The 21821-nt window shown below is 69.7% G+C and carries 24 protein-coding genes and 1 pseudogene; 8 read left to right on the top strand and 17 right to left on the bottom strand.

What is annotated here, in order from left to right; all coding sequences use genetic code 11:
* Positions 1-96 precede the first annotated feature (96 nt).
* On the bottom strand, positions 97-585 hold the full coding sequence (locus AB0L89_RS21725) for a DUF6233 domain-containing protein (protein WP_365143173.1): 489 nt from the start codon (positions 583-585) through the stop codon (positions 97-99).
* A 327-nt stretch (positions 586-912) separates the two neighbouring features.
* On the opposite strand from AB0L89_RS21725, the gene AB0L89_RS21720 reads away from it, so the two are divergent.
* The 6 genes from AB0L89_RS21720 (at position 913) to AB0L89_RS21695 (ending at position 6510) form a co-directional block, all read left to right on the top strand.
* Positions 913-1644: a hypothetical protein gene (locus AB0L89_RS21720; RefSeq protein ID WP_365143171.1), complete on the top strand. Its 732-nt coding sequence runs from the start codon at positions 913-915 to the stop codon at positions 1642-1644.
* Between the two features lie 154 nt (positions 1645-1798).
* Positions 1799-2152 carry a DUF317 domain-containing protein gene (locus AB0L89_RS21715; RefSeq protein ID WP_365143169.1) on the top strand — a complete coding sequence of 118 codons (354 nt, stop codon included), beginning with the start codon at positions 1799-1801 and terminating at the stop codon, positions 2150-2152.
* A 98-nt stretch (positions 2153-2250) separates the two neighbouring features.
* Positions 2251-2733 carry a hypothetical protein gene (locus AB0L89_RS21710; protein ID WP_365143167.1) on the top strand — a complete coding sequence of 161 codons (483 nt, stop codon included), beginning with the start codon at positions 2251-2253 and terminating at the stop codon, positions 2731-2733.
* A gap of 78 nt (positions 2734-2811) precedes the next feature.
* Entirely contained in the window at positions 2812-3498 is a 687-nt protein-coding gene (locus tag AB0L89_RS21705) for a DUF317 domain-containing protein (RefSeq protein WP_365143165.1), read from the top strand.
* Between the two features lie 321 nt (positions 3499-3819).
* Positions 3820-4737 (top strand): hypothetical protein, encoded by a 918-nt coding sequence (locus tag AB0L89_RS21700; RefSeq protein WP_365143163.1) that lies wholly within the window; start codon positions 3820-3822, stop codon positions 4735-4737.
* A gap of 183 nt (positions 4738-4920) precedes the next feature.
* The gene (locus AB0L89_RS21695; protein ID WP_365143161.1) at positions 4921-6510 is read left to right on the top strand and encodes a hypothetical protein; all 1590 of its coding nucleotides are present in this window, start codon (positions 4921-4923) and stop codon (positions 6508-6510) included.
* On the opposite strand, the gene AB0L89_RS21690 is transcribed toward AB0L89_RS21695, so the two are convergent.
* The 11 genes and pseudogenes from AB0L89_RS21690 to fabG form a co-directional block, all read right to left on the bottom strand.
* Positions 6404-7093: a hypothetical protein gene (locus AB0L89_RS21690; protein WP_365143159.1), complete on the bottom strand. Its 690-nt coding sequence runs from the start codon at positions 7091-7093 to the stop codon at positions 6404-6406. The genes AB0L89_RS21695 and AB0L89_RS21690 overlap by 107 nt on opposite strands.
* A gap of 83 nt (positions 7094-7176) precedes the next feature.
* Positions 7177-7626, bottom strand: coding sequence for a hypothetical protein (locus tag AB0L89_RS21685; protein WP_365143157.1), 450 nt, complete (start codon positions 7624-7626; stop codon positions 7177-7179).
* A gap of 80 nt (positions 7627-7706) precedes the next feature.
* Complete coding sequence (locus tag AB0L89_RS21680; RefSeq protein WP_365143155.1) at positions 7707-9419, bottom strand: relaxase/mobilization nuclease domain-containing protein; 1713 nt, start codon at positions 9417-9419, stop codon at positions 7707-7709.
* On the bottom strand, positions 9416-9703 hold the full coding sequence (gene mobC, locus AB0L89_RS21675) for a plasmid mobilization relaxosome protein MobC (RefSeq protein WP_365143153.1): 288 nt from the start codon (positions 9701-9703) through the stop codon (positions 9416-9418). Before mobC ends, AB0L89_RS21680 begins: the two co-directional genes overlap by 4 nt.
* 326 nt (positions 9704-10029) lie before the next feature.
* The gene (locus AB0L89_RS21670; protein ID WP_365143151.1) at positions 10030-10302 is read right to left on the bottom strand and encodes a hypothetical protein; all 273 of its coding nucleotides are present in this window, start codon (positions 10300-10302) and stop codon (positions 10030-10032) included.
* 58 nt (positions 10303-10360) lie between these two features.
* Positions 10361-10552: a hypothetical protein gene (locus tag AB0L89_RS21665; protein WP_365143149.1), complete on the bottom strand. Its 192-nt coding sequence runs from the start codon at positions 10550-10552 to the stop codon at positions 10361-10363.
* A 989-nt stretch (positions 10553-11541) separates the two neighbouring features.
* A pseudogene (locus tag AB0L89_RS21660) lies at positions 11542-11973 on the bottom strand (DUF2637 domain-containing protein); the annotation flags it as partial.
* Positions 11970-12590 carry a WhiB family transcriptional regulator gene (locus tag AB0L89_RS21655; protein ID WP_365143147.1) on the bottom strand — a complete coding sequence of 207 codons (621 nt, stop codon included), beginning with the start codon at positions 12588-12590 and terminating at the stop codon, positions 11970-11972. The pseudogene AB0L89_RS21660 and the gene AB0L89_RS21655, both read right to left, overlap by 4 nt.
* A 126-nt stretch (positions 12591-12716) precedes the next feature.
* Positions 12717-13472, bottom strand: a complete 756-nt coding sequence (locus AB0L89_RS21650; RefSeq protein WP_365143145.1) for an ATP-binding protein — start codon at positions 13470-13472, stop codon at positions 12717-12719.
* Entirely contained in the window at positions 13469-14530 is a 1062-nt protein-coding gene (locus AB0L89_RS21645; RefSeq protein ID WP_365143143.1) for a hypothetical protein, read from the bottom strand. The genes AB0L89_RS21650 and AB0L89_RS21645 overlap by 4 nt, the downstream gene beginning before the upstream one ends.
* Positions 14531-15046: 516 nt before the next feature.
* Positions 15047-15751 carry a 3-oxoacyl-ACP reductase FabG gene (gene fabG, locus AB0L89_RS21640; RefSeq protein ID WP_365143141.1) on the bottom strand — a complete coding sequence of 235 codons (705 nt, stop codon included), beginning with the start codon at positions 15749-15751 and terminating at the stop codon, positions 15047-15049.
* Positions 15752-16017: 266 nt separating this feature from the next.
* Here fabG and AB0L89_RS21635 point away from each other — a divergent pair, with 266 nt between their 5' ends.
* Both AB0L89_RS21635 and AB0L89_RS21630 read left to right on the top strand, forming a co-directional pair.
* Entirely contained in the window at positions 16018-16827 is an 810-nt protein-coding gene (locus AB0L89_RS21635) for a helix-turn-helix transcriptional regulator (protein WP_365143139.1), read from the top strand.
* Positions 16828-17217: 390 nt separating this feature from the next.
* Complete coding sequence (locus AB0L89_RS21630) at positions 17218-18105, top strand: MBL fold metallo-hydrolase (RefSeq protein WP_365143137.1); 888 nt, start codon at positions 17218-17220, stop codon at positions 18103-18105.
* Position 18106: 1 nt separating this feature from the next.
* On the opposite strand, the gene AB0L89_RS21625 is transcribed toward AB0L89_RS21630, so the two are convergent.
* The 5 genes from AB0L89_RS21625 to AB0L89_RS21605 all read right to left on the bottom strand — a co-directional run bounded on the left by AB0L89_RS21625 (position 18107) and on the right by AB0L89_RS21605 (position 21813).
* A complete protein-coding gene (locus AB0L89_RS21625; RefSeq protein ID WP_365143135.1) occupies positions 18107-18562 on the bottom strand; it encodes a hypothetical protein in 456 nt (151 codons plus the stop codon).
* An 86-nt stretch (positions 18563-18648) separates the two neighbouring features.
* The gene (locus AB0L89_RS21620) at positions 18649-19434 is read right to left on the bottom strand and encodes an aldo/keto reductase (protein WP_365143133.1); all 786 of its coding nucleotides are present in this window, start codon (positions 19432-19434) and stop codon (positions 18649-18651) included.
* A complete protein-coding gene (locus AB0L89_RS21615) occupies positions 19431-20039 on the bottom strand; it encodes a hypothetical protein (protein ID WP_365143131.1) in 609 nt (202 codons plus the stop codon). Before AB0L89_RS21615 ends, AB0L89_RS21620 begins: the two co-directional genes overlap by 4 nt.
* Positions 20036-20638, bottom strand: a complete 603-nt coding sequence (locus AB0L89_RS21610) for a 3'-5' exonuclease (RefSeq protein WP_365143129.1) — start codon at positions 20636-20638, stop codon at positions 20036-20038. Before AB0L89_RS21610 ends, AB0L89_RS21615 begins: the two co-directional genes overlap by 4 nt.
* Positions 20635-21813, bottom strand: coding sequence for a radical SAM protein (locus AB0L89_RS21605; RefSeq protein ID WP_365143127.1), 1179 nt, complete (start codon positions 21811-21813; stop codon positions 20635-20637). The genes AB0L89_RS21610 and AB0L89_RS21605 overlap by 4 nt, the downstream gene beginning before the upstream one ends.
* Positions 21814-21821 lie beyond the last annotated feature (8 nt).

The raw sequence follows: 21821 nt of genomic DNA, 5'->3' as shown, positions 1-21821 counted from the left end.
GAATTCGCCTCGCGATTCCGGGGGCTTCGTCATGTCCCAGCACAGACGTTGAGAGGACCCGATGCCCTCACGCAGAGAAGCTGCTCAGCGCGGCGGCTAACCGTACCCCTGCCCCAATTCCATTGCCGGAAGCAGGATTTCGGCGGCAGCGCAGTCGTGGCACGCCTTCGTTCCCGGGCGCATCAGAGCTTCCAGAGCCTCCATGGAACCCAGCTCCCGGCCGCCTCCGGTCGCGTGGCGACATGCGGCGTCATGCACGAGCGCGCCGCCGCGGCGTTGAGGATCGGGGCGCACGACCCAGCCGGACGGCTTCGCCGGCGGCGGAGCCTCCAGGTGCCGATGCGTCGGTACGACCGACAGATCGACCCCCTCGATCGGCCGTAGCTGCCGGTCGGTGACCCACACCGAATACTCGGCGGGCTCCACCCCCGCCTCGGTCGCCACCCAAGAGGGGACGCCAATGCGAAACCGCCAAGGGAACCGTCCGGTGGTCTGCAATCGCTCATACAGGCGCACTTCGATTCTCTGTTCGTCGGGCAGCACCAATGTGATGCGGGCGTACGGCTGCGCAGCAGGACCGCTCACCGGATTACCCGCTCACGCTGATCTGGACTCCAGCGCCCGAGCCTGCCGACGCAGCTCGACGCGGGCGGCGGGCGAGCATCCCTGCGCTGCCCAGTGTGGATGCCGCAGAATCCGGACGGACAGGTGCAGAAGGCGGCGGCGCAGAGTCGTCGTGCTGACGGTTCCCGTCGAGTTCGCGAGTGTCTCGTACGTCCGGCACCAGTCGGCCTGCGCTCGCAGGAGATCACGGGGGTATGGGGTTGCTTCCATGGAGAGCAATTCCATCATGTGTTCGATTAATCTCGCGCGTCGTGACGCTCTGTCCCCTCGCGTGGCTAGGCTGCTGCGGTGATCGAGCCCTTGCCGCTTCCCGGTGACCCGTCCGACCTGCGCCTGCGTATCGTCTACACGGACACGCTGAGTGACACCCCTGACGCGGACACTCTGGAAGAGTGGCGCGTGGAGATCCTCCACCGCAGCCGGGAGCACGACGACAGTCATTGCCCGATGGCGCCCGGTGCGTGCGATGCGGAGGACTGCCCGGCGTGCACCGTGAGCGAGAGCGCGGCCGGTTCGATGACCTTCTTCCGTGTGCACCTCGACCGCGGACGCAACGCGTACGCGGCCATGGAGGAGGCGTCAGAGGACCTCTACGAGATCGCCCAGGTCCTCCTCGATCCCGGCACGGGCTATTACACGGACGAGGTCGGAGAACTGCTGGAGTGCAGCGGCTCCGCCCTGCTCGTCATGGACCGCGTCGCGTTGCGCGAGGAATGGAGGGGGCGGGGCTTGGGTGTGATCCTCGCAGCGGAAGTCATCTTCCGGCTGATGCCCGGATGCCGGGCCGTGGCGTGCGCGCCCGGAGTCTCCGACCTGGGCGCGACCCGGCTGCGCAACGAAGCCGAGTGGGACCGCGTAACAGGCAAGATTGCCAAGGGGTGGGAGCGGCTCGGGTTCCTCCACCACCGGGACAACGTCTTCGTCCTGTCGCCCACCTCGCTGGTCCTGGAGGAGCAGCGAGGCCAGCTCCGCCGGAGGCTCCTGGATCTCGGGGCCGACGGGGCGGCAGCCCGCGCATAGGGCGGCCCGCCCGAGCGCCCGCGCTGCGCGGAGGCGGTGCCTGGCAGTTCGCCGGGGGCAGACAGGAAAGATCGCGGAAGGACTGGTAAAGCCGCCAGGGGCATGTCAACGTAGACGGCCTTCCCCGAAACACCAGGTCAGAGAGGTGATGCCCGTGACCGTGGACGCGTCCACCCCTGGATTCTCCACCACCACCGAGGCCCTTCGGCTGCGCTCGTGGCAGCTGGGTCCTGGCCAGCCGACGATGGTCACCGACCTGTTCAAGGCCGAGTTCTTCCACCTTGTTGTGGACGACCGGGCCGATGTCCACGTCAGCAGCAAGGACGGACGCTTCTACCTCGGATGGTTCCCGCTGGGGCGTCCCGGCACCGACGGCGACGGCTGGACGATCGCCGTCACCGGCACCGCCACGGTCCCCGGCTACCGGATCCGCTTCGATACCGAGACGCCGGCAGAGATCGTCGCGGCCACGGTCCAGCGCGTGCTGGCCACCTCCCGGCCGCTTTGAGCCCACGGCCGCCGCGCGGCTCGGAGCTGCTGCTCACGTACGGCACGTACCCTGCCCTCGGCCCCTGGTGGGGCGACCGTTACTGCAAGGAGAACGTCTTGGCCCCGGAGCTGACCGTCGGCGACCTGCTGGATCGCCTGTCCGCCAGCGACCGCGACGTGGTGGTCCGCCTGTGGATCAACCCCTTCGCACGCACGGCCCGCCGCCTGGGCGGCGTGGTCCCCACCCGTGACGACGCCGGCCGACCGGTGGTGTTCTTCGCCGAAGCCAAGGACGCCGAGCCGCTCGAAGTGCTGCCGGAGCTGACCGTCGGCGACCTGCTCGACCGGCTATCGGCCTGCGACCGCACCGCCGTCGTGCAGCTCGCCCTCAACCCCGACTTCCCGATGGCCCACCGCGCGGGCGCCGTTGCCAGCGCCCGCGACGACCAGGGCCGACCTGTGCTGTTCCTCACCGAGCCGGAGCAAGCCGAGCAGTTCGGCCCCTTGCTGCCCGATGTCGCGGTCGCGCTGACCTGGCACGAGCCGACCGAAGCCCCGCCGCGCCGACGGCGCGGCACCCGCCCCAGCGGCGGGCAGTGAACCACCCCCGAGCCCACGGAGGCGCCCCTGCACCCGCACCATCCCTCTGATTCCTCCCGCCCCGCCTCGCCGGACCCCGTGCGCTGGGTCACCCCGCGCCACCTGGCCGGCGACGACGACGTCCTCGCCGAGCGGATCGGCGACACACTCACCGGGCTGGGATGGCGCATGTGGCCGACCGCCCGCGACACGCTGCTGTATGTGAGCCCCGACGAGCTGCGCGGCGCCGAATGGCTCCTGGCCAACAGCCCGTTCACACTCGGCGGCCTGCGGGTGGCCCTGCAGATCTCCGCCCGCCCGGATGCCACCAGCGCCCTGGTGCAGTGGAACGCATACTTCACCACCGGCGTGCCACACGAGGCACTCCACGACTTCCTCGTCGCGCTCGACGCCAGTGCGGTGCCCGATGCCGGCTTCGAGGAACCGGAGGCGGTGGTCACGGCGCTGAGTGCACAGGGCTGGATCCGTGACGTGGACCGCCCCCGCACCGCCGCCACGGACCCGGGCTTCGCCTCGCACATCTCGCTCGAGATGCTGCCGGACCTGATCGCGGACGCGGACTTGCGGGAGGACCTGATGGGCTGGCAGGCATGGGCCGAGCCCACGTTCGGCGCCCCCTACCTGTGGTGCGCGAACTTCAGCCCGAGCGTCCCCAACGAGCTGGTCGCTGTGTTCGCCTCCTCGCTCGCCTCCCCGGTCCCGGTGGCACGCCACCGGCTGCCGCGGAGCGCGGAGCAGCGCCTCACCATCGTCCACCGCGGCTGACGGCCGGGCCCGGTCGGGCCCGGCCCTCCGCGAGCCGTGTTCACGCCTCAGATCTTGGAAGGGGTGTCCATCACGACCCCGCCCCTGGCTTCCGACGCGCGGCGCTGTGAGCGCTGCGACTCCGTCGGCTTCCTTGCCCGAAACCGCGACCTTGTTCCCGCGCCCGCCTGGTGCATTGGCTGCCACGAACGGGCCGGCACCACCCAGGCCCGCGCGGGCCATCCCTGCGAGGACGGCTGCGCCCTCGCCACCGACCACGACGGTCTGTGCGCAGTACGCGTCTGACCGCATGCCCCTCGCTGTCTACCTCACGGAGGTCTCTTGTCCCTGTCGCTGATCCGGCTCGCCATCGGTCGTACGAACGGCACCGCCCACTATGGCGTCCTGCTCCATGGCGCCCAGCCGCTGACCGTGTGCGGCACCCGCTCGCCCGATCTTCAGCCCATTGGTGAGAGCACTGCGCACTCCCTGTGCCAGAGCTGCACCCGTGCCTGGCTCATCCTCACCACGCCGCTGCACTCCGGTGGCGAGCCGGACTTCCGCCCTGCCGCAGGCGCTGGCAAGAGTGCCGCTGCGCACCTGCCGGTCCCCGGGTACCTGCTCGGCTACTGTGGCAAGTCGCTCGACGACCGGGCATCCACCGCGCGGCGAGTGTGCGCCAACTGCACCGGACTCCGTACCGCCCTCGACCGCTTCCGCCACACCGCCGGCGACCTGGTGCTGCCCAGAGGCGAACCGTGCCATGTCGACGACAGCGTCCTGTGGGTCGCGAGCGGGCGGGGCAACCTCGTCACGGGCCATCGCCGTGATGCGCTCGTGGGCACCTCCTGGTGCGCCCAGCAGCTCTCCGGCCCCAGCCTTGACGCCTCCCACGAGTGCGCGGCATGCCGACGCATCTGGCAGGAGGCCGAGGTCACCCGCCAGACCTACACGCTTCCCCAGGCCCGTGAACGAGCCCGCTGGTGGCATCAGCGACAGGAGCGCGACCTCGGCGTCTTCGATGACCGCGCCGACGCTCTGCAAGTCGGCGACGCCTACTCCCTGTCGGGGTGCGGCGAGACGCATCACGTCGTGGCCGCGGCCGACCGTATCCGGGAGAGCCACCGCGATCTCGTCGTCTACCTGCCGGCCGAGGACCGGCTCGCCGACGTACGGGTGCACCGCGACCGCCTGGTGGCCATCCAACGCCCTTCGTACGTACGCGATGTGATGCTTCAGCCCACACCGCCCGTCCCGTAGGTGCCCCGGCTCATCCCCGCCCGGTGGCCGAGCCTCGATGGCTCGGCCACCGGGCTTTTGCCGTACGGCGTACCGCTCCGGTGCCGATGGTCCTGCCTCGGGCCATGTCAACCTGGAAGCGGGCCGAACACCGTAGAGGGAATTCATTGGCATTCCCTCCTATCCGTCAAGAATCATGGCGCTATGAGCCGTTTTGATGGTTTGCGGCCGGTATCCAATGCCGAGTACGCGAACCTGATCCGCCGCTACCCGCCGAGTTCCTTGCTGCCCTTGATCGCCCGCCTCGGCGCCCAGGCCGACGACCCTGCGCGCTGGCTGGGCAGCCCGGCACCGCCGCCGTGGTTGCTGGCCGACGCGGCGTGGATGTCCTTGTGGCGAGGGAACGAACACCGGCACCGGCTCGCGACTATGCCGGACCTGTTGGAGATCCTCACGGCCGGGCACAACCTGGACGATCCGGCGTGTCACCAGACCGTCGGCGAGCGGCTGGAGGGGCTGTTGCTCCGGCACGGATACCTGCAATTCGAATGGCAGCAGGACCCATTCGATGCCGTGGCGCGCACCATCGCGGTCCTGGCGCAGACCACCCCACAGCAGGAAATGAAGGCGATCCGCCCAGGTTGGGACTCCGAGGTACTTGGCTGCTCCGTCATCGAGTACGTCTCGATCGCCACGTTGCTGACCTCGGCGGCGACCCTTGGTCAAGGATGGGTCCTCCCGGAGACCCTCCACGGCGTCCCCGGACTGGAGCGGGTCACGGCCTCGGACGAGATGCGCGACCGCGTGGCCGAGCGGTACTTCGCTGCCACGGCCGAGCAGTTCCGTCGCGAGAGCCAGCGCTCGGAAGTCGCCCAGGACCCCCTGCTGCGCCGATTCACCTTCAACCCGCTGCACAAGTGGCCTCTGGTGAAGGGGATGGGGCAGGGCTATCTGCTGCCGGTTCCACTTCTGGCCTTGCGAAAGGCCACCTTGACGAACATCTACTTCAACGGTCAAGCCAGGTACGGGAATACCTTCCCCACCGACCTCGGCCACCTTCTGGAGGAATACGTCGGGCGGCAGTTCCAGCTTCTGGCCGACGCCGAGGTGCACCGGGAAATCGTCTACCGCCAACCGGGCGGGGACGGAGACAAGAAGTCCGTCGACTGGATTGTCGTGTTCAAAGACCTGGTGCTCCTCGTCGAGGTCAAGTCGCGCCAGCCGCGAGAGGCACTCCGGGTCGGAGCGGACTACGAGAGGGAACTGAACAGCCAGCTGGCCAAGGGCTTCGAGCAGATCAACGCCACTGCGGAATTGATCCGGAACGGGCACGAGGGCTTCCGCGCTCTGCCGGCGGACCGCTCGATGCTCGGGCTGGTCGTGACCCTCGGGTCGTACTACACCGCCAACAGCCCGGAATTCCGCAGCACCCTGCCGCAGACCGTGATCCCGGTGGGCGTGGCGGATATCGCGGAACTGGAGAGTGCGATCAGTATCACGGACGTCCGCTTGGCCGATGTCCTTGCGGCCGAGGCCAGGCCCGCTCGTGCCGGCTGGTCCCTCCGCCAGGCGATCACCGGCCACCGGCTGGAGCCCAACGCTGTCCTGGAGCAGGCCCGGTCCGCGTGCCCGCTGCTGCGCACCCGCAGGCGGCATGCGCCTGCGGGGCTGTTGGTACGACTGCGGGTCAGGAGGCGGCCTTGGCGAACGCCTTGTCCAGATGGGCGTCCACGAGTCCGGGCGAGCCGGAGACGATCAGCAGGACGCTGCCGGTACGGATCGCTGTCTGCTTGACGACGCTGCGCTGTCCGCCCGTGGAGTAGGTGAGCAGTTGACTCCATCGCTCCTCACCGAGCTTGGGAGCGCTGGTCGCCTGGGTGGTCATGTCGATGGCGGTGCTGCCCGAGACGACCTGGTACTTCGGGCAGGCGGCCATCGCGTCGAAGATGCGGCCGACACCATCGGACAGCTTGGGCGCGGTGTCGCTGTAGAGCTCCTCGCTCACCTCGGAGGTGCCGTTGGCGCCGTACGTGAACGTGGCCTTCGCCTTGCGCGGGAAGTCGAGGCTTCCGCCGGTCGCCGCGTCCCCGCCGAGCTTGGCCAGCGCGGGGCAGCCGATCACCGAGACGTCGTCATTGTGCTGTGAGCGCTCCGCCTTGCGTACGTAGCCCTCGCCCAGGTCCTGCTCTGTCAGGAGCCGTTTACCCAACGCGGCCGAGGGCAGCGGCGTTGCCCCGGCGGCGTCGCTTCCACCGCCGGACGAGGAGGCTGCCGCAGGCGAAGTCCCCGAGGAGCCGGAGCTGTCGTTGGAGCAGCCCGTCAGGGCCAGGGAGGCGAGGGTGGTCAGGATGAGAGCGGTCGTGGTGTGGCCACGCATGCGGAACCCCTTTGATACGCGAAGCGGACGGTCGGACTTGGGCCGACACGCGATCCGCTGCCGGCGGGGAGGGGTTGCGGGGGTCAGTGGCCCAGGTGGCGTAGGCCGTCGTCCAACGTGGGGTGGAAGTGGTCCACCGGACCGGAGTTGCGGTTGTACCAGGCCGGGTCCAGGCGCGGCTCGGCGGTGTTGTGCCCGGCACGGCAGCGCAGCCAGATCGTGTCGTCGCGCATGCTGAACACGATCCAGTCCCGGTACGCGCCGCACTGCGGGCACTCGCGTACCTCGCCGTCGATGACGAGCGGCTGCTCCCAGCGCATCATCAGTCCCTCGACCTCGTGGCGGGAGGGCACACGAAGGTCCGACGGCGGGAAGTCGGGCACCTCCTGGATGCCGCCGTCGTGGGCGGGCGGCGCCGGCTCGGCGGCCGGGCTGGCGAAGTCGGGCGCTTGCCAGCTCGCGTGCATCTGCAGCATCGCCTGGCCGGCGAGCTGGGCGTCACGGAACTCGCGGTCCGCGCGTCGTCGAAACATTCGTCCCCCTCTTCGTCGTTCATCGGCCACACGGAGAGTGCCCCAAGCCCCTGACCTGCTGCAACTTGCGGATTCAGGAATCATCTCGACTTCTTGGGCCGGGCGTTGCGCCCGGTGGAGGGCCGCTTCGGCCGCCCGGCGCTCTGCGGCGTGGTCGTGCCGACCTCGGGCATGGCGGAGGCGTCGGCGGGCAGGTCGGCCAGGCGCCGCAGCCGCCAGACCAGGACGTCGCTGACCGACTCGGCGGTATCGAGTTCGCGGCGGGCGACGGCCTCGGCGAGCAGGGCGGCGGGCTCGTGGCCGGCGGCTTCGGCGTCGGCGAGGGTGGCGGCGAGCGCGTGCCAGCCGGGCTCGGCGAGGACCTGCTCGGCCAGCTCCGGCACCGCCTGGCGCAGGTGGGCCACCTGGCGGCGCTGGAGCGGCTGGGAGAGGCGGCGGCCACGGTGGCGCAGCACGGCCATCGGATGCTGGGCGGCGGCCTGGTAGGCGGCGCGCAGGTGTTCGGCGGCCTGGCGGGCGGCAGCAGCCTGCTGGGCGTGGTTCTTCCTGCCGTGCCAGTGGGCGGCGGCGATGACCAGGAAGGCGACCATGTCGATCACTATGGCGGTGGTAGCGCCATCCTCACCGCGACCCAGGGCCGGTCCGCCGTAGATGAGGTCGCGGGCGGCCTGGCGCAGGGCGCGGTCGTGCCCGCGCTCGGCTCGTACATGGGAGCGTGAGGCGCGCTCGAAAGCCCGTGCCGCTTCACTGAGTTGCTTGCGGGTGTGGATGGCGGAGGTTTTGGCGAGGGCGTCGAGGACCTCGCCGGCCGCCGCGATGTGGGCTGCGGCCTGACGGTCGTCGCCGTGGTCGATGATCAGGATTGCCTGCCAGGCAGCGGCTGCCGCACGGCGCCGTGCCCGTGCCGGACCGCTCGGCGTGCTGGCGTGATCGTCCGGCCCTGCGGCGGGGTCCCGCTGGGCGGCCAACCAGCGTTCGCGGATACGGGGCAGGGAGAGGTCGGGGGCGAGTTTGGAGCCGGGATAGAACACTGGCTCACCGTCCCTGTTGTGGTCGTCAGCCAGCGCGACCTTGTAGCCGAGCAGGTCACCGGAGGGCGCGAGGCGCTTGCGGACGAGCAGCCCGGCGGCGGCCAGCCGGTCGAAGAACTCCTCATCGCTGGTGGCGCCGGCCACGGCCCGGCGGACGGTCTCGCGCAGCTCCTCGCGAGCGGTCTGTTCACGGCCTTGGCGTTCGGCCTTGTGGCGCTCGGCGCTGGTGGGCCTCTTCGCGGCGGTGCCGTCCCCAGGATTGACCCGCTGCAAGTCGTATGCGACCTCAAGGAGTCGGGCCTCGGCCTGGGCGCGTTTGCCGGAGCGGTGGTGGTCGGGACGGCGGCCGTCCTCGCGTACGAGGGTCGCGATGATGTGGATGTGGTCATCGGCGTGGCGGACAGCCGCCCAGCGGCAACCCGCTCCGTCGTCCGGGTCGATGCCGGTCGCGGCCACCATGCGGCGCGCGATCTGCCCCCACTCCTGATCGGACAGGATGCGGTCCTCGGCCGCGTTTCGTACGGACAGATGCCACACGTGCTTCTCGGGACGCTGGTCGGAGTCGAGGAGCTGCAAGGGCTGGTCGAGGAGCTGTTGCAGGTCCCGCTTCGTCACGCCCGGGTCACGGCCGGGGTCGGGGGCCATACCGTCGAAGGAAGCGACCAGGTGAGGGTCGATGTGCTCCTCGTGGGTGCCCTTGCCGTAGAGGTACTTGAGCAGGCCGTGAGTGTCGCTGCCCTGTTTGTGGACCTGGGGGATCAAGCCGCCTCGCCTGCTTGCCGGTTGGCGACCCGGTCAGCGGCAACCTGCACCGACTTGGCCGCGCGCTGAATGTCGGCGATGACCGCCGCCAGGTGAGGTACCTCGCCACCAGAGTTGAGGGCCTTGGCGACCTGGTTGAGATTGCTGCCGGCCCAGCCGAGCTGCCGGCGCGCGGCGAACAGCTCAGTGAGCACATCGCGTTCGGTGGCGATGGCCACGGCGGTGCGCGACTGATCGCGGGACATGGCCAGACCGGAGTACGCGAGGAAGCCCGCCGTGCTCATACCGACGGCGTCTGCGCCCGCTTGGATGAGAGCGTGCTCGGATTCGTTGAGGCGGACGCTATGGGCGCGGCGCTGCTTCTTGTCGCGCGGGCGCGACTTCCCCTTGGCCCGCCCGGAACGGGCGGGCCCTGGCTGCGATCCGCCCTCGGTCGCAGCCTTCCCGTCCGGCGCCCCCTGGCGCTGGACGGGCCCCGCCACCCCTGGGGCGGGGTCTGGTTCGGACACTCCCCCAGCGGGGGAGTGTCCGAACCTCCATCTTGCTCCCCGCGAAAGGGAGTTGCTTACCGGCTCCTCGGGGGTGTGAGGCTGGTTTTCGTTCGGACGCGTCATCGGGTGCGGTTCCTCGTGGTGCGGGTGTGGTGCTGGATCTGGGCGGCGAGTTCGACCATGGCGACGGGCCCGTCCAGGACGTGGACGGGCGCCTTCGGTGCGCTCTGCACGAGCCACTGCCCGTTCGGGGCCAGGACGGCGGCGTGCAGGAGGCGGCGGCGTACCAGGACCTCGGCCCAGGCGCTCGCCTCGACTGTGGTCGGGACCGACGTACGGGAGGGGCGGGAGCGGATGGCGGTTCCTCCAGGGTTGAGGCGGTGGCCCGGCATGAGGCCGGGCCACCGCGTCACAGGGGAGTAGGGCGCTTGAACTGCGGCTATGGCCTGGTCATCCGCATATCGGGCAGCCCGCGAAGTGCCGGGCCAGGGCTTTGGCCATGCTGGACTTCACGGCCAGGGCGGTGGTCGCGCTCGTCTTCGCCGCCGCAGTGCCCGCGCTGCGCCGGGAGTGGTTGCGCAGGTACGTGATGTCCCGCTCGTAGCCGCTCTTGATGCGCTCGAAGCGCTCGCAGGTCTTCATCGGGATCTCCTCTTGTCACGGGGCAGGTGCGCGAGCGCCGGGTCCGCGTACAGCTGGTCCTGCAGGCGGCCGAAGTGCTCGTTGCTGATCTTGATCTCGCGCGCCCGTAGGTGCGGTCGGATGGCCTGACGGGTCATCCGACCCTCTGCGAGGGCGGCCTGGCGGGCAACCGCGACCTTCACGTCCCACGGGACCTCGTCTTCCTGGTCCGCCCGCTTGCTCCGCTGGTCCGGATCTAGGGCGTCCTGGCCCGCGGTCCGCGCTCCCTGCGGTCCGCCGGAGGAGCCCTCCTCGTTCTGGTCCGCGACGGCCGACTCGTGGTCAGTCAGTCGGTCCGGCTGCTGGTCCGCGTCGGGGTCCGCGTGGTCCGCTGCCGGTGCGGTCCGCTGGTCCGGGCCCATGGCGGTGTGGTCCGCAGGCGCAGATTCGGTCCGGTGATCCGTGGTCCGTGAGGCGTGGTCCGTGGTCTGCGGGTGCTCGTGGTCCGGCATCCGGTCCGCCGGGGCACCCTGGTCCGCGTGCTGCGGACCAGGCTCCTCAGCCAGTCCGTGCTCGTGGTCCGCCCTCGCGTGGTCCGCCGGACCGCGAGCGCTGGTAGCCCCTTGACCTGCGGTCTTGCTGGTCCGCGCTGCGCTGTCGTCCTCCTGCGGACCGTCGGCGGTCCGCTGGTCCGTGACGGCCGACTCGTGGTCAGTCAGTCGGTCCGGCTGCTGGTCCGCGTGGTCCGCTGCCGGTGCGGTCCGTTGGCCCGGTCCCGTGGCGGTGTGGTCCGCGGGCGCGGGACCGGTCCGGTGGTCCGTGGTTTGCGGGTGCTCGTGGCCCGGCATCCGGTCCGCCGAGGCACCTTGGTCCGCGTGCTGCGGACCGGGCTCCACAGCCGGGCCGCGTTCGTGGTCCGCCCTCGCGTGGTCCGTGGAGTTCCTCTCCTCGAGCCGGACCGCCGTGTGGTCCGTCGGCGCCTCGGCACGCTCACGGTCCGCCGGGCGGTAGCGGGTGATGAGGATGTACAGGTGGACCGCGCCGGCCAGGGCGAGCGGGGCCAGGGTGGAGAGGATGGCGACCACGGTGTCGCTCAGGCGCAGACCGGAGTGGGTGGTCTGCTGGTTGAGGCGGACCGCGTGCAGGGCGTTGGCCCAGATGCTCGCGGCGGTGGCGGTGCCGAAGAGCACCCAGACGTAGAGGCGGGCGCGCAGTGGGGCATGGGCGAGGACCAGCAGGGCGCGTACCCCGTAGGCGATGAAGCCGTCGATCACGAGCGGGAAGAGGTAGGTGAGGAATCCGCGTATGTGGATGGCGACGGCCATCTGCTGCAGGGCGTCGTAGCTGAGGGCGCATCCGGCGAGGCCCAGGACCACGATGGCGAGGCGGTCCCAGAAGCCGACGGGCGCGACGGCGGGATGTGCAGCGGCGGGGTGGGTCATGCGGCCTTTCCGAGAGAGGAGATCAGGGCGTGGGTCTGCAGCTGGCGCGGCCCGTCCGGCGCGGCTTCTTCGTCGCCCTGGGGGTGCTCGGCGGCGGTGTTGTCCACCTCGTTCAGGCCCCAGTAGCGGTCGCGGTCCTCGATGACGTGGGCGGCTTCGCGCATGAGGTCGCGGATCCAGTCGAGGTCGGCGCTCAGCAGGTAGGCCACGCGCTCCGGGCTCCAGCCGCGAAGGTAGGCGTGGTGGATGACCGTGCTGCGCTCCGCGGTGCTCAGGTGGACGTCCCGCCCCTGGAGGGCGGCGCGTACGCGGCCGTAGTCCAGGCGCTTGCTCAGGTTGGCCAGCCAGGGCTGGCGATCCTTGTCGGTCAGGCCGCCCCAGATGCCGTAGCGGACCTGGTTGTCGATCGCGTAGTTGAAGCAGTCCTTCTTCACCGGGCAGGTGGCGCAGGTCCGCTTCGCTTCGGCGATGGCCTGGTGGTCCCGGGGTGTGTGGAAGAACAGCGCGTCGGCGCGGGCCGGGTCCATGCCGTGGCATGCACCCCGGGCGTGCCAGCTGTGGTCGGCGATTCCCCGCAGCTCCGGTGCCGGGGAGTCGTTGGTGGTCTTGTAGCGCAAGGGAGTCTCCGAGGTCGCCTCGCAGGAAGGTGGGCAGGGCAGCACCGCGGTGCGGCGGTGTGCGGCGAGGCGGGGCAGGGTGCGGCGGGCAGGGCCGCACGGCGGGATCGGTGGCGCGGGGGCAGGTCAGCGGCGCTGGAAGCGGCGGTCGGGCCCGGTGAACTCGACGGCGGTGCACATGCCGGACAGGCGGGAGAGCACACGGTCGCCGACCTTGTTGCGCAGCACGGCCTGGCGCGCGGGCATCCGGTCGGTGCGCACGGGCGGCATGTTGCTGGTGAAGATCGTCGGCATCCGGTTCTGGCAGCGCCAGTTGATCAGCCGGAAGGTGATCTCCTCGGTCCACTCGCTCGGCTTGGCCGCGCCGAGGTCGTCGAGCAGCAGCAGCGGCATCCGCATGATCCGCCGCAGCATGTGCTCGGGGTCCACCCCGGCGCGCGGACGCAGCTCGGCGTACAGGTCGGCGGCGGTGGTGGCGTGCCAGTGCACTCCGCATCCGGCGGCGGTCAGTGCGCGGATCGCGCCGAACGCCTGGTGCGTCTTGCCGGCGCCGGTGGCGCCCCACAGCAGCAGGCTGGGACCGTGCGTGATCTGTCGGCGCCCTGTGGTGCCGTAGTGCGGGTTGACGCCCTCGGCGTTCGGCGCCACGGCGTTGTCGGCGATGGCGCTCACCCATGCGGCGACGTCCGGGTGCTCGGGCAGCGCGGCGCGGTAGTCGACCGGGATGCGGGCCTGGGCGGCTTCCAGGGCCGGGATGGGCTCAGGGGTGTCCGGCAGGGGGCGGTCCAGGTCCAGGCCGCGCTCGGCGAGCTTGGCCTCCAGGCGCTCACGCAGCCGCTCGGAGATTGCGGGCTGCGGGTCGGCGTAGCGGGCGCGGTTCACAGGCGGCCTCCAAACGTGGTCGGCTCGGCGGCGGGGTTGAGGTAAGGCGTGTAGGAGTTGCCGGTGCTGGCCCAGGGCCCCGCGCCGGAGGCGGACGACAGCGCGGCGGCCGACTGCGGCGCGGCGTTGACGACCTCGTTCACCAGGCTCGGCAGGGTGCTGGGGTTGAGCCCCTTGGCCCGCAGCTTGTCGAGGGCGGCGCGGATGTCTCCGGCCTCGAACCGCTCGTCGAGCAGGGCGTTGACCTTCCGGCCCAGATGCCCGAGGAAGTCTTCCGGCGGGCGGCGGTTGCAGCCTCGGACGTACTCGCCCACCAGCTGCTTGGCCGAGACCTTCGCCGGTGAGGCGTCGGGCGCGGGCGCCTCGCGCCCCGTAAGGAAAGATCCAGGATCCAAGATCCTAGATCCAGGGCGTGACTCCTCCCGTAGTCCTCCCGTAGTCCTCCGGGAGTCCTCCGGTAGTGCCTTCTGACCTGCGGTTTTACCTACCTGCGCCGAGTCGGTGTCCGTAGGGGCGCCGACCGTTGCGGTCTCGGGCTCCAGCGCGGGCTCCGGGGCGCCGTCGGCGTGGATGACAGGGCTGGAGAGCTCTCCCTGCGGACTCCGGGAGTCCTCCGGGAGTCCTCCCGGAGAAGTCAGGGCCGCCGAGGGCGATGCCGCTGCCCGTGTGCTGGGGCAGGCAGCGTCCTGGCACTTGCCGCAGTGCTGCCGGGCCTGGTGGCTGGGGCAGCGTGGCAGGCGGGAAGCGGTCGCCTTGTTGATCTTCTGGTGCTGGTCCCAGGTGACGATGTGCAGCCAGGTCCGCCCGTCACATCCGGTGTAGCGGCAGATCAGTCCGGCGGAGGCCAGCTCGTCCAGGTCACGGGCGACATGGGTAGCGGTGTGCTCCGGACGCAGGGCCCACAACCGTCCGGCGATGATGGCGGGGTGGTCGCGGTGCCGGCCGGAGTCGTCGGCCTGTGTCAGTAGCCCGAAGAAGGTTCGCTCGGCGGTGAGGCTGATCGAGGCCAGGTCCTCCGACTCGAACGCCTCGGGCTTGATCGTGCGGATGCGCGCCATCAGCCTCCACCTCCGGCGGAACGCTGGAAGTTACTACGAAGTAGGGGGGTTGGTGGGAAGCGGCCTGCCGCACGGGCCGGGGCGTCCGGCCTTTTGTGCAGGGCGGCGGACATGCAACACTCTCCTCTGTAGTGATCCGCTCCGGGACTTGCACGTGGTAGTGGCCCGGTGTGGTGCTGGTGGGTAAGCCTCCAACCCTTGCAGGGGTGGGAGTTCCATCTGGCGGTGGGCGTCTGGGAGTTGCACCTCCCGGGCGCCGCCGCTGTTTTCGGGCTAGCGGGCCCGGCTGGCTCGTGTAATCCGCATGCATCTCCTTGGGTGCATCGGCCGCCGGGCGGGCGGCCCGGCGGGGGACGACGAACATATGCGGGCCCCGCCACAAGATCCAGACTTAGCTCAAGGCTGCGGTACAAGTCGCCGGGGCGGCGCTGCTGGCTGCATCCGTGGAGCGGAGCCAAGCGGATGCGCTCGTCTCTGAGACAGCGTGGCGGCGAAGGCCGAACGGCGCGGTCTCGGTCAGTGCCCCATGGCCACGCCGCCGTCGACGGGCAGCACTGCACCGGTGATGTATGCAGCCTCGCGGCTGGCCAGGAAGCGCACGGCGTAGGCGATCTCCTCCGGCGCCGCGGCGCGCCCCAGCGGAACCTGCCGAACGATGTCTGCGCGTCGCGACTCGGGCAGCGCCTCGGTCATGTCCGTCTCGGTCAGTCCCGGTGCCACGATGTTGACCGTGATGTTGCGCGAGCCGAGCTCCTTTGCCAGCGAGCGGCCAAAGCCCAGCAGGCCCGCCTTGGATGCGGCGTAGTTCGACTGCCCGGCTTCGCCGGCGAGCGCGACCGCCGAGGAGATCAGCACGATGCGGCCCTGTCGCGCGCGGATCATGCGGCCGACTGCACGCTTCGCCACGCGGTAGGCGCCGGTGAGATTGGTGTCCAGCACCGTCGTGAAGTCTTCCTCGCCCATCCGCAACAACAGCCGGTCGCGGGTGATGCCCGCGTTGGCGACCAGGACCTCGACTGGGCCCTGCTCCTTCTCCACGGCGCTGAATGCGGCGTCGATTTGCTGATTGTCAGTTATATCGCACTGCACGCCGAAGAGTTCGGCCGGCGGCTCCCCGCTGCGATAGGTGATCGCTACCCGGTCGCCATCGGCAGATAGGGCACGGGCAACGGCCAGACCGATTCCCCGGTTTCCACCAGTTACCAGAACAGAACGTGGCATTGGAAGAGCCTCCATGATCGCTATCCCCACGGGCGTGTTCCCGATTGGTGGGGTGCCATCATGTACAGCGACTGTCGTTACTTTGAGTGGCGCTACTGTGAGTGCGGATGATTGCATCAGGGAGGGATCCTGAAGCTCACGAAGCAGAGTGGGTTTTTGGGTTCCTGCGGCGGCCTGCAATTATGCGGAATGGTCCGATCCGTCCGCATGTGAAGGGCGCCGCTATTGGGCCGTCAGGTAAAGAACAACGAAGGAATGGCGTAGTCGTGGGTGAGGGAGATCACCAAAAGGGGCGCTCCGGGGTGGGCGACTTTGGAAAGTTGCTCAAGGCGTGGCGTGAGCGTCTGGATCCGACCCGGATTCCTGGTGTGGACGCGTCACGGCGGAGGCTCAAGCCGGGGCTGACGCAAGCGGAAGTCGCGAACCTCACCGGCGTGAGCCTCAGTTGGTATCGCACCCTGGAGACTGGCGGGCAGAGACAGTTCTCCGACGGGTTCCTGCAGAGGCTGGCGATGACCCTGCGCCTCGATGGGGACGAGCGATCACTGCTCTTTCACAGTGCGGTCGGCTATGCGCCCGCACCCGTTGCCTTGGCCACCGATGCCAGCGCCGATGGGCATATGCAGGACCTGCTGGACCAGATGTTGCCCCACCCGGCCTACCTCTCGAACCTGCGTTGGGACATCATTGCCCACAACGCGCCGCAAGAGGACTGGTTCCCGTGGGTCCCCTACGAACCGAACCTCATGCGCTGGAGTTTCCTCTACCCAGAGGCGCGGGAGCAGTTGGTCAACTGGCGCCAGGACTGGGCTCGGCCCTTCCTGGCGCAGATCCGGTACGCGCTCGCCCTGCACCCCGAGTCGGAGGGGCTGCTGACGCTCCGCGACGAGATCCTTCGGGGCAACGCCGAGGCGAGGGAACTCTGGGACGAGCACGACTCGCAGGCCCATCCCGATGGCAACGTGCGCCGATTCAGGCTGCCGCACCACGGAGGTCAGGAAATCGCCGTCCGTATTATGGCCCTGGCGCCAATGAGTAATTCTGATCTTCGTTTTGTTGTGCTGAAGAGGATCTGATCCCTCGCGCTTGTCGATTCGAATGGACGAATTGCGTAGGAGTGTCCATGTGGTTGTGATGTATGACATAGCGGATCTGGTCGGGATCCGTGCGTCCGGGAGGTGGCGAACCCGGTTCGGTTGGGATGGGGTTAGAGGAAAGCTCGGCAGCGCGTCGTCCGGCTGGGGGGCGGGCGCGCTCGATATGAGATCTGTGTCACGCCGCCATCGGGAGTCCTGTGTCATTCTGCGCTGGAATGCGGCAAGCGGCGGCGTTGAACTGTTGAGGAGTTCCCATCTTGCAGGGGCTAGCCTGTCGCGACGCTGCAGTCATATGGCGATTGCGAATCTTTTTGGGAAGTGACCTTTAACTTGAACTCGTCTGGTCAACTTGGGCCTCTCGATGCGTACTTGCATCCACTCGTTTCGGACTCCGTCTACGCGTACCTTCAGCCGCGCGGTGGCTGGTGCGTCAGCAATGCCGGAGTCTTCGTCGGCGAGGAATCTGTCACGCTCCTAGACTGCACCGCCACTGAGAAGAGTGCACGGCACCTCAAGGAGCAGATCCGGAACCGGACTTCGCTCCCCGTTACGCGGATCGTCCTTACACACCATCACGGCGACCACCACTTCGGCGCCAGCACCTTCGCCCCCCAGACCGTGCTTGCCCACGAGAACACGCGCCGGACGATCCTGAGCGACGACCTGGACCTGCCGGCGATCTGGCCGCAGACCGACTGGGGCAACATTCAGCTGACAGCGCCGGACGTGACGTTCACCGACTCCTTGACGCTCCACATGGGGCAACGACGCATCGAACTAATGCACTTTGGGCCCGCGCACACCACCGGGGACCTCGTTGCCTGGCTCCCCGACGAAGGAGTCCTTTTTGCCGGCGACCTCACCTTCTCCGCCAGCACCCCCTTCGTGTTCATGGGGTCAGTCGAGGGCTCCCTGCGCGCCCTGCAGCAGCTGCGCGCCTTGGCCCCGGCCGTCGTCGTGAGCGGCCACGGTCCCCTCACCGGCCCGGAGGTCATCGACCAGAACGCCGACTACCTGCAATGGGTCCAGCACCTGGCCGCAGAGGGCATCGCGGCCGGACACGACCCGCTGGAGGCCGCTCAGCGGGCTGACCTCGGCCCCTATGCCACGCTGGCCGAACCTGAACGCCTGGTCGGAAACCTGCACCGCGCCTATGCCGAGCACGCAGCGCAAGTTCTGGGGAGTCATCTGCCCCCCATGCCGGCCCTCGCTGACATGGTCGCCTTCAACGAAGGGGCTCTGCCGTGTGGCGCATGACCTACGGGCGGGGGTGGCGAGGAGGGGCTGCGAGAGGGTGCGCTAGTTGCGGAGGCGCGGAGGTACGCAGCATGTTTCCTTCGAGGTATGCCGGTTCGCCGGTGGCGAGCGCTCGTAGGGCCACTAGGAGGCGGAGCCGACCTTGGGCCGGGAACCGGTCGATGGCGTGCGTGGTGGGAAGCACCCGGATGCTGGCCCGCGGGTCGCAGTAGATGAGCTGCTCGGCGTCCTCGCGAGCCATCGGTGCTGTGGCCAGGACGTGCGTGATGACTCTGCGGCGGCGCATCTGCACCCAGGCCAGGGCGACGGGCCGCAGACGGGGGAGCCCGTTCGAACCGTGGAGAACGCGGGGGGCTGCCTGCTCCGGGGCCTGGCCTTCGTGCATGGTGCCGGTGGGCAGTGCGATGCTGCCGTGGAGTTCGGCGACCACCAGCGCGTGCGCTCCCACCGGCACCAAGACGGAGACCCCTGTGATCGGTGGCCGCCAGTTCTCGTACGCGGCCCGTGTCCGCGCGGGACTGTCGGAGAATGCCGTGGCCGCTCTCATGGTCGGGCGCCGTCCGTCGCCGCCCTCACGATGTCCGTGAGGTGCTGGGGGTTGCTGGTGCCGGGGATGGGCGCGATGTGCGGGCCGAGTTGGAGCAGCCAGGACAGGGCCGCGGCCAGGTTCCCGCTGTGCACGGCGCACCCGGCATCGAGTGGACGGTAGGCCACGTACGGGATGCCTTCGTCGCGGCAGAGTTCGTGCACGGGGTCGTAGCGGTCGTGGATGTTGAGCGCGTTCTGCACGGCCGCGATCGGGGCTTCTTTCGCTGCCCTGCGGACGTCCGCGGAGTGGATCTTCGACAGGCCGATGTGTCCGATCTTGCCTTCGCTCTGGAGGGACTTGAGCGTGCCCATCTGGTCGGTGAGGGGCACGTCGGGATCGATGCGGTGCAGGTAGCACAGGTCCAGGCGCTCGACGCCGAGCCGGGCAAGGCTTCCTTCGACGCAGGCCCGCAGGTAGGCGGGGTGGCCGCAGGGGACCCACTTGTCGGGGAGCGGCCGAGCGACCATGCCGACCTTGGTGGCGATCAGTACGTCATCGGGGTAGGGATGGAGGGCGTCTTTGATCAGGGTCTCGACGGTGTGCGGGCCGTAGGCGACGGCGGTGTCGATGTGCGTGATGCCGTGCGTGTGGACGGCCTGACGCAGGACGTCGAGCGCCTGGTCGCGGTCCGACGGTTCGCCCCACGTGCCGGGGCCGGTCAGGCGCATGGTGCCGAAGCCGAGGCGGGAGACGGTCTTCCCGGCGAGGGTGATGGTGCCCGCCGGCGGAATGCTGTTCATACCGGGGCCTCCTTGAGGCAGAGGCGCAGCGCCTGTTCGACGGCGTGGTTCTGGCTGTGGGGGTCGCTGGTCACGCGGGTGTGCGGGATCGCGTCCTCGGCGAGCAGTTGGTGGGGGTGGCGGTCCACGAGGGTGCGGTAGCGCTCGTCGTAGTCGTGCTGGGGTCCGACTCGGATCGTCGGGTCGAGGACGGTGGCAAGCAGCAGGTGGTACTTGGGGGCCTGGGTGGAGGCGAGCAGGCGCAGCCGTTCCCGTTCCAGGTGGTGCGGGGTCTCCTGGCGCCACTCCTGGGCGGCGTGGAAGTAGGCGAGTGCGTCGAGGGCGGCGCGGTCGGCAAGAACGACCTGGATGGGTCCGGTGTCCGGCCGGGCCGCGGCGGCGATCTCGTCGGCGATGCCCTGCGCGATGACCCACTCGGTGGAGGCCGCGGTGTGCCGGTGCATCTTCGGCAGCGGCACCAGCGCGGCCCGCTTGCCGAGCCGCCCGGTGCGGGCCACGGAGAGCCCGTGGCCGCGGAGCCGGTACTCGATGCGCTTGAGAAGCTGGGTCTTGCCGGTGAAGTGTGCGCCCATCACGCCGATGCGGATGGGCTGAGCCGAGCTCACCACAGCATGGGGTCCGTTTCTGGTTCGGGGGCTCCGGGCAGGCCGGGCGGCACGGCCGCGGCGACGAGCCGGTCCCAGGTGTCGTAGTGGGCGGCCATGGCGAGCAGGAGCTGCGCCGTGGCATAGGCGTCGAACGTGGCGCGGTGCCGGGAACCGGGGGCCGCGCCGAGGTCGGGCTTCACGTGCTCGATCAGGGCGTCCAGGGAGTACTTGGCCAGGTCCGGGAAGGCGGCCCTGGCCAGCCGGAGCGTGTCGAGCACTCCGGCCGGCCGCCACTGCGGCAGATGCCGGAGCAGGGCGTTGTAGTCCACGTGCGCGTTGTGGGCGCAGATCCACGCGGTGCCCAGGAACGCGCGGACGCTCTCGGCGGTCTCCTCCCAGCCCGGCTCCTTCTCCAGCCGCTCATTGGTCCAGCCGTGGACCCGCGCGGCGAAGGGCGTGACGGGGCGCTGCGGGCGGGTGAGCCACCAGCCGGCCGTGCTGGTGTCCAGGCGCCCGTCGCGGACGGGCAGGGCGGCCACCTCGACGAGGTCGGGCGGATTGGTGCCGTTGCCCTCGACGTCGACGACGAGCAGTGGGGGCCAGGAGGAGAAGTTCATGCGGCGGGTGTTCCGTTCTCCGCCTGCCAGCCGATGGGAGCGCGGCCGTGCCGGCGGTGGTGGTGGGGTTTTGTGCGGTCGTGGCACTGGTAGCCGAAGCCGTGCTGGAGGTAGTAGCGCGGCGGCTCGTCCAGTCCCTCGACGACGATGGCACGGTCGTTGACCTCGATCGGCCCCGTCGCGCCGAGACCACGCGCTTCTTGCGTGACGTGCGTCAAGTCGGGCTTGACCCATGCGGCCTGGCACTTGGCGACCTGCTCGGAGGGGCAGATGTCACACAGTTCCCGGATGCCGTAGTGGCCGTTGTAGTCGGCCTCTCCATGGGCGTAGGCCACCCCGCAGGACGTCTTGCGGAACAGAGCGCCCCAGGAGCCGCCCTTGTCGAAGGCGTCCAGGATCCGCTGCTCGGCGGCCTCCGGCATGATCTTGCGGCGGGCGGTCTCCTCGTACGGGACGGGCAGGCCGTTGGCCTGGTAGTACGCGGCGATCTCGTCGCGGAAGAACAGGCCGGTGAAGACGGTGGCGTGCGCGTGCCGGGACAGTTCCTTCGCTCGCGCGATGTCGGCGTCGGAGTCGTTGAGGCCGGGCACGATCGGCCGCCAGTACAAGAGGGTGCGGTACCGCTCGGCGTGCTCGTACAGGGTGTGCAGGCTCCGCGCGGCGATGCGGCTGTCCACCGGCTCGATGCCCTTGTCCTGGATGTTCGAGTGGGTCACCAGGACGGTCAGGCGCAGGTGGCGGAAGCTGTTGAGGACGGCGCAGTCCTGCGGGGTGACCCGCCACCGCGTGATGACCAGGACGTGATTGGTCAGGCCGCGGTCGTCGAGCTGGCGCAGGACGTGGAACAGGTGCGGCTTGACCACGGGCAGCATCGGGTCGGTGGCGCGGTTCAGGAGCTGAAGCGGCGTCGTGTGCGGCCGGAAGAACGGATGTCCGATGAGGCGTATGACGGCGTCCTCGTCGCTCATCAGGCGTCGCGGCTGCTTCATCTCGAAGTTGTCGAAGAGGTGCCGTACGCAGTAGCCGCAGTCGAGCGGGCAGCCCACGATCCAGTTCAGCGAGAGCCCGGACTTGCGGTACTCGATCACGTCCGCGAGCTCCGTTTTCAGACCCCCGATCTGATCGGGGGACAGGATCGGCAGGACACGGCGCGGTGCGGTGACGGGGGTGGGCATGAGGGCCT

The organism is Streptomyces sp. NPDC052114, from assembly GCF_040680155.1.
Taxonomy (GTDB): domain Bacteria; phylum Actinomycetota; class Actinomycetes; order Streptomycetales; family Streptomycetaceae; genus Streptomyces.
This window is presented reverse-complemented; position numbering and strand designations above follow the sequence as displayed.

Bases quoted from the DNA above. Each gene is read 5' to 3' on its own strand.
- AB0L89_RS21645 (WP_365143143.1), bottom strand. From the start codon at position 14,530: ATGGCGCGCATCCGCACGATCAAGCCCGAGGCGTTCGAGTCGGAGGAC.
- AB0L89_RS21610 (WP_365143129.1), bottom strand. From the start codon at position 20,638: ATGAACTTCTCCTCCTGGCCCCCACTGCTCGTCGTCGACGTCGAGGGC.
- AB0L89_RS21665 (WP_365143149.1), bottom strand. From the start codon at position 10,552: ATGAAGACCTGCGAGCGCTTCGAGCGCATCAAGAGCGGCTACGAGCGG.
- AB0L89_RS21670 (WP_365143151.1), bottom strand. From the start codon at position 10,302: ATGCCGGGCCACCGCCTCAACCCTGGAGGAACCGCCATCCGCTCCCGC.
- AB0L89_RS21620 (WP_365143133.1), bottom strand. From the start codon at position 19,434: ATGAACAGCATTCCGCCGGCGGGCACCATCACCCTCGCCGGGAAGACC.
- AB0L89_RS21690 (WP_365143159.1), bottom strand. From the start codon at position 7,093: ATGCGTGGCCACACCACGACCGCTCTCATCCTGACCACCCTCGCCTCC.
- AB0L89_RS21695 (WP_365143161.1), top strand. From the start codon at position 4,921: ATGAGCCGTTTTGATGGTTTGCGGCCGGTATCCAATGCCGAGTACGCG.
- mobC (WP_365143153.1), bottom strand. From the start codon at position 9,703: ATGAGCACGGCGGGCTTCCTCGCGTACTCCGGTCTGGCCATGTCCCGC.
- AB0L89_RS21605 (WP_365143127.1), bottom strand. From the start codon at position 21,813: ATGCCCACCCCCGTCACCGCACCGCGCCGTGTCCTGCCGATCCTGTCC.
- fabG (WP_365143141.1), bottom strand. From the start codon at position 15,751: ATGCCACGTTCTGTTCTGGTAACTGGTGGAAACCGGGGAATCGGTCTG.
- AB0L89_RS21685 (WP_365143157.1), bottom strand. From the start codon at position 7,626: ATGTTTCGACGACGCGCGGACCGCGAGTTCCGTGACGCCCAGCTCGCC.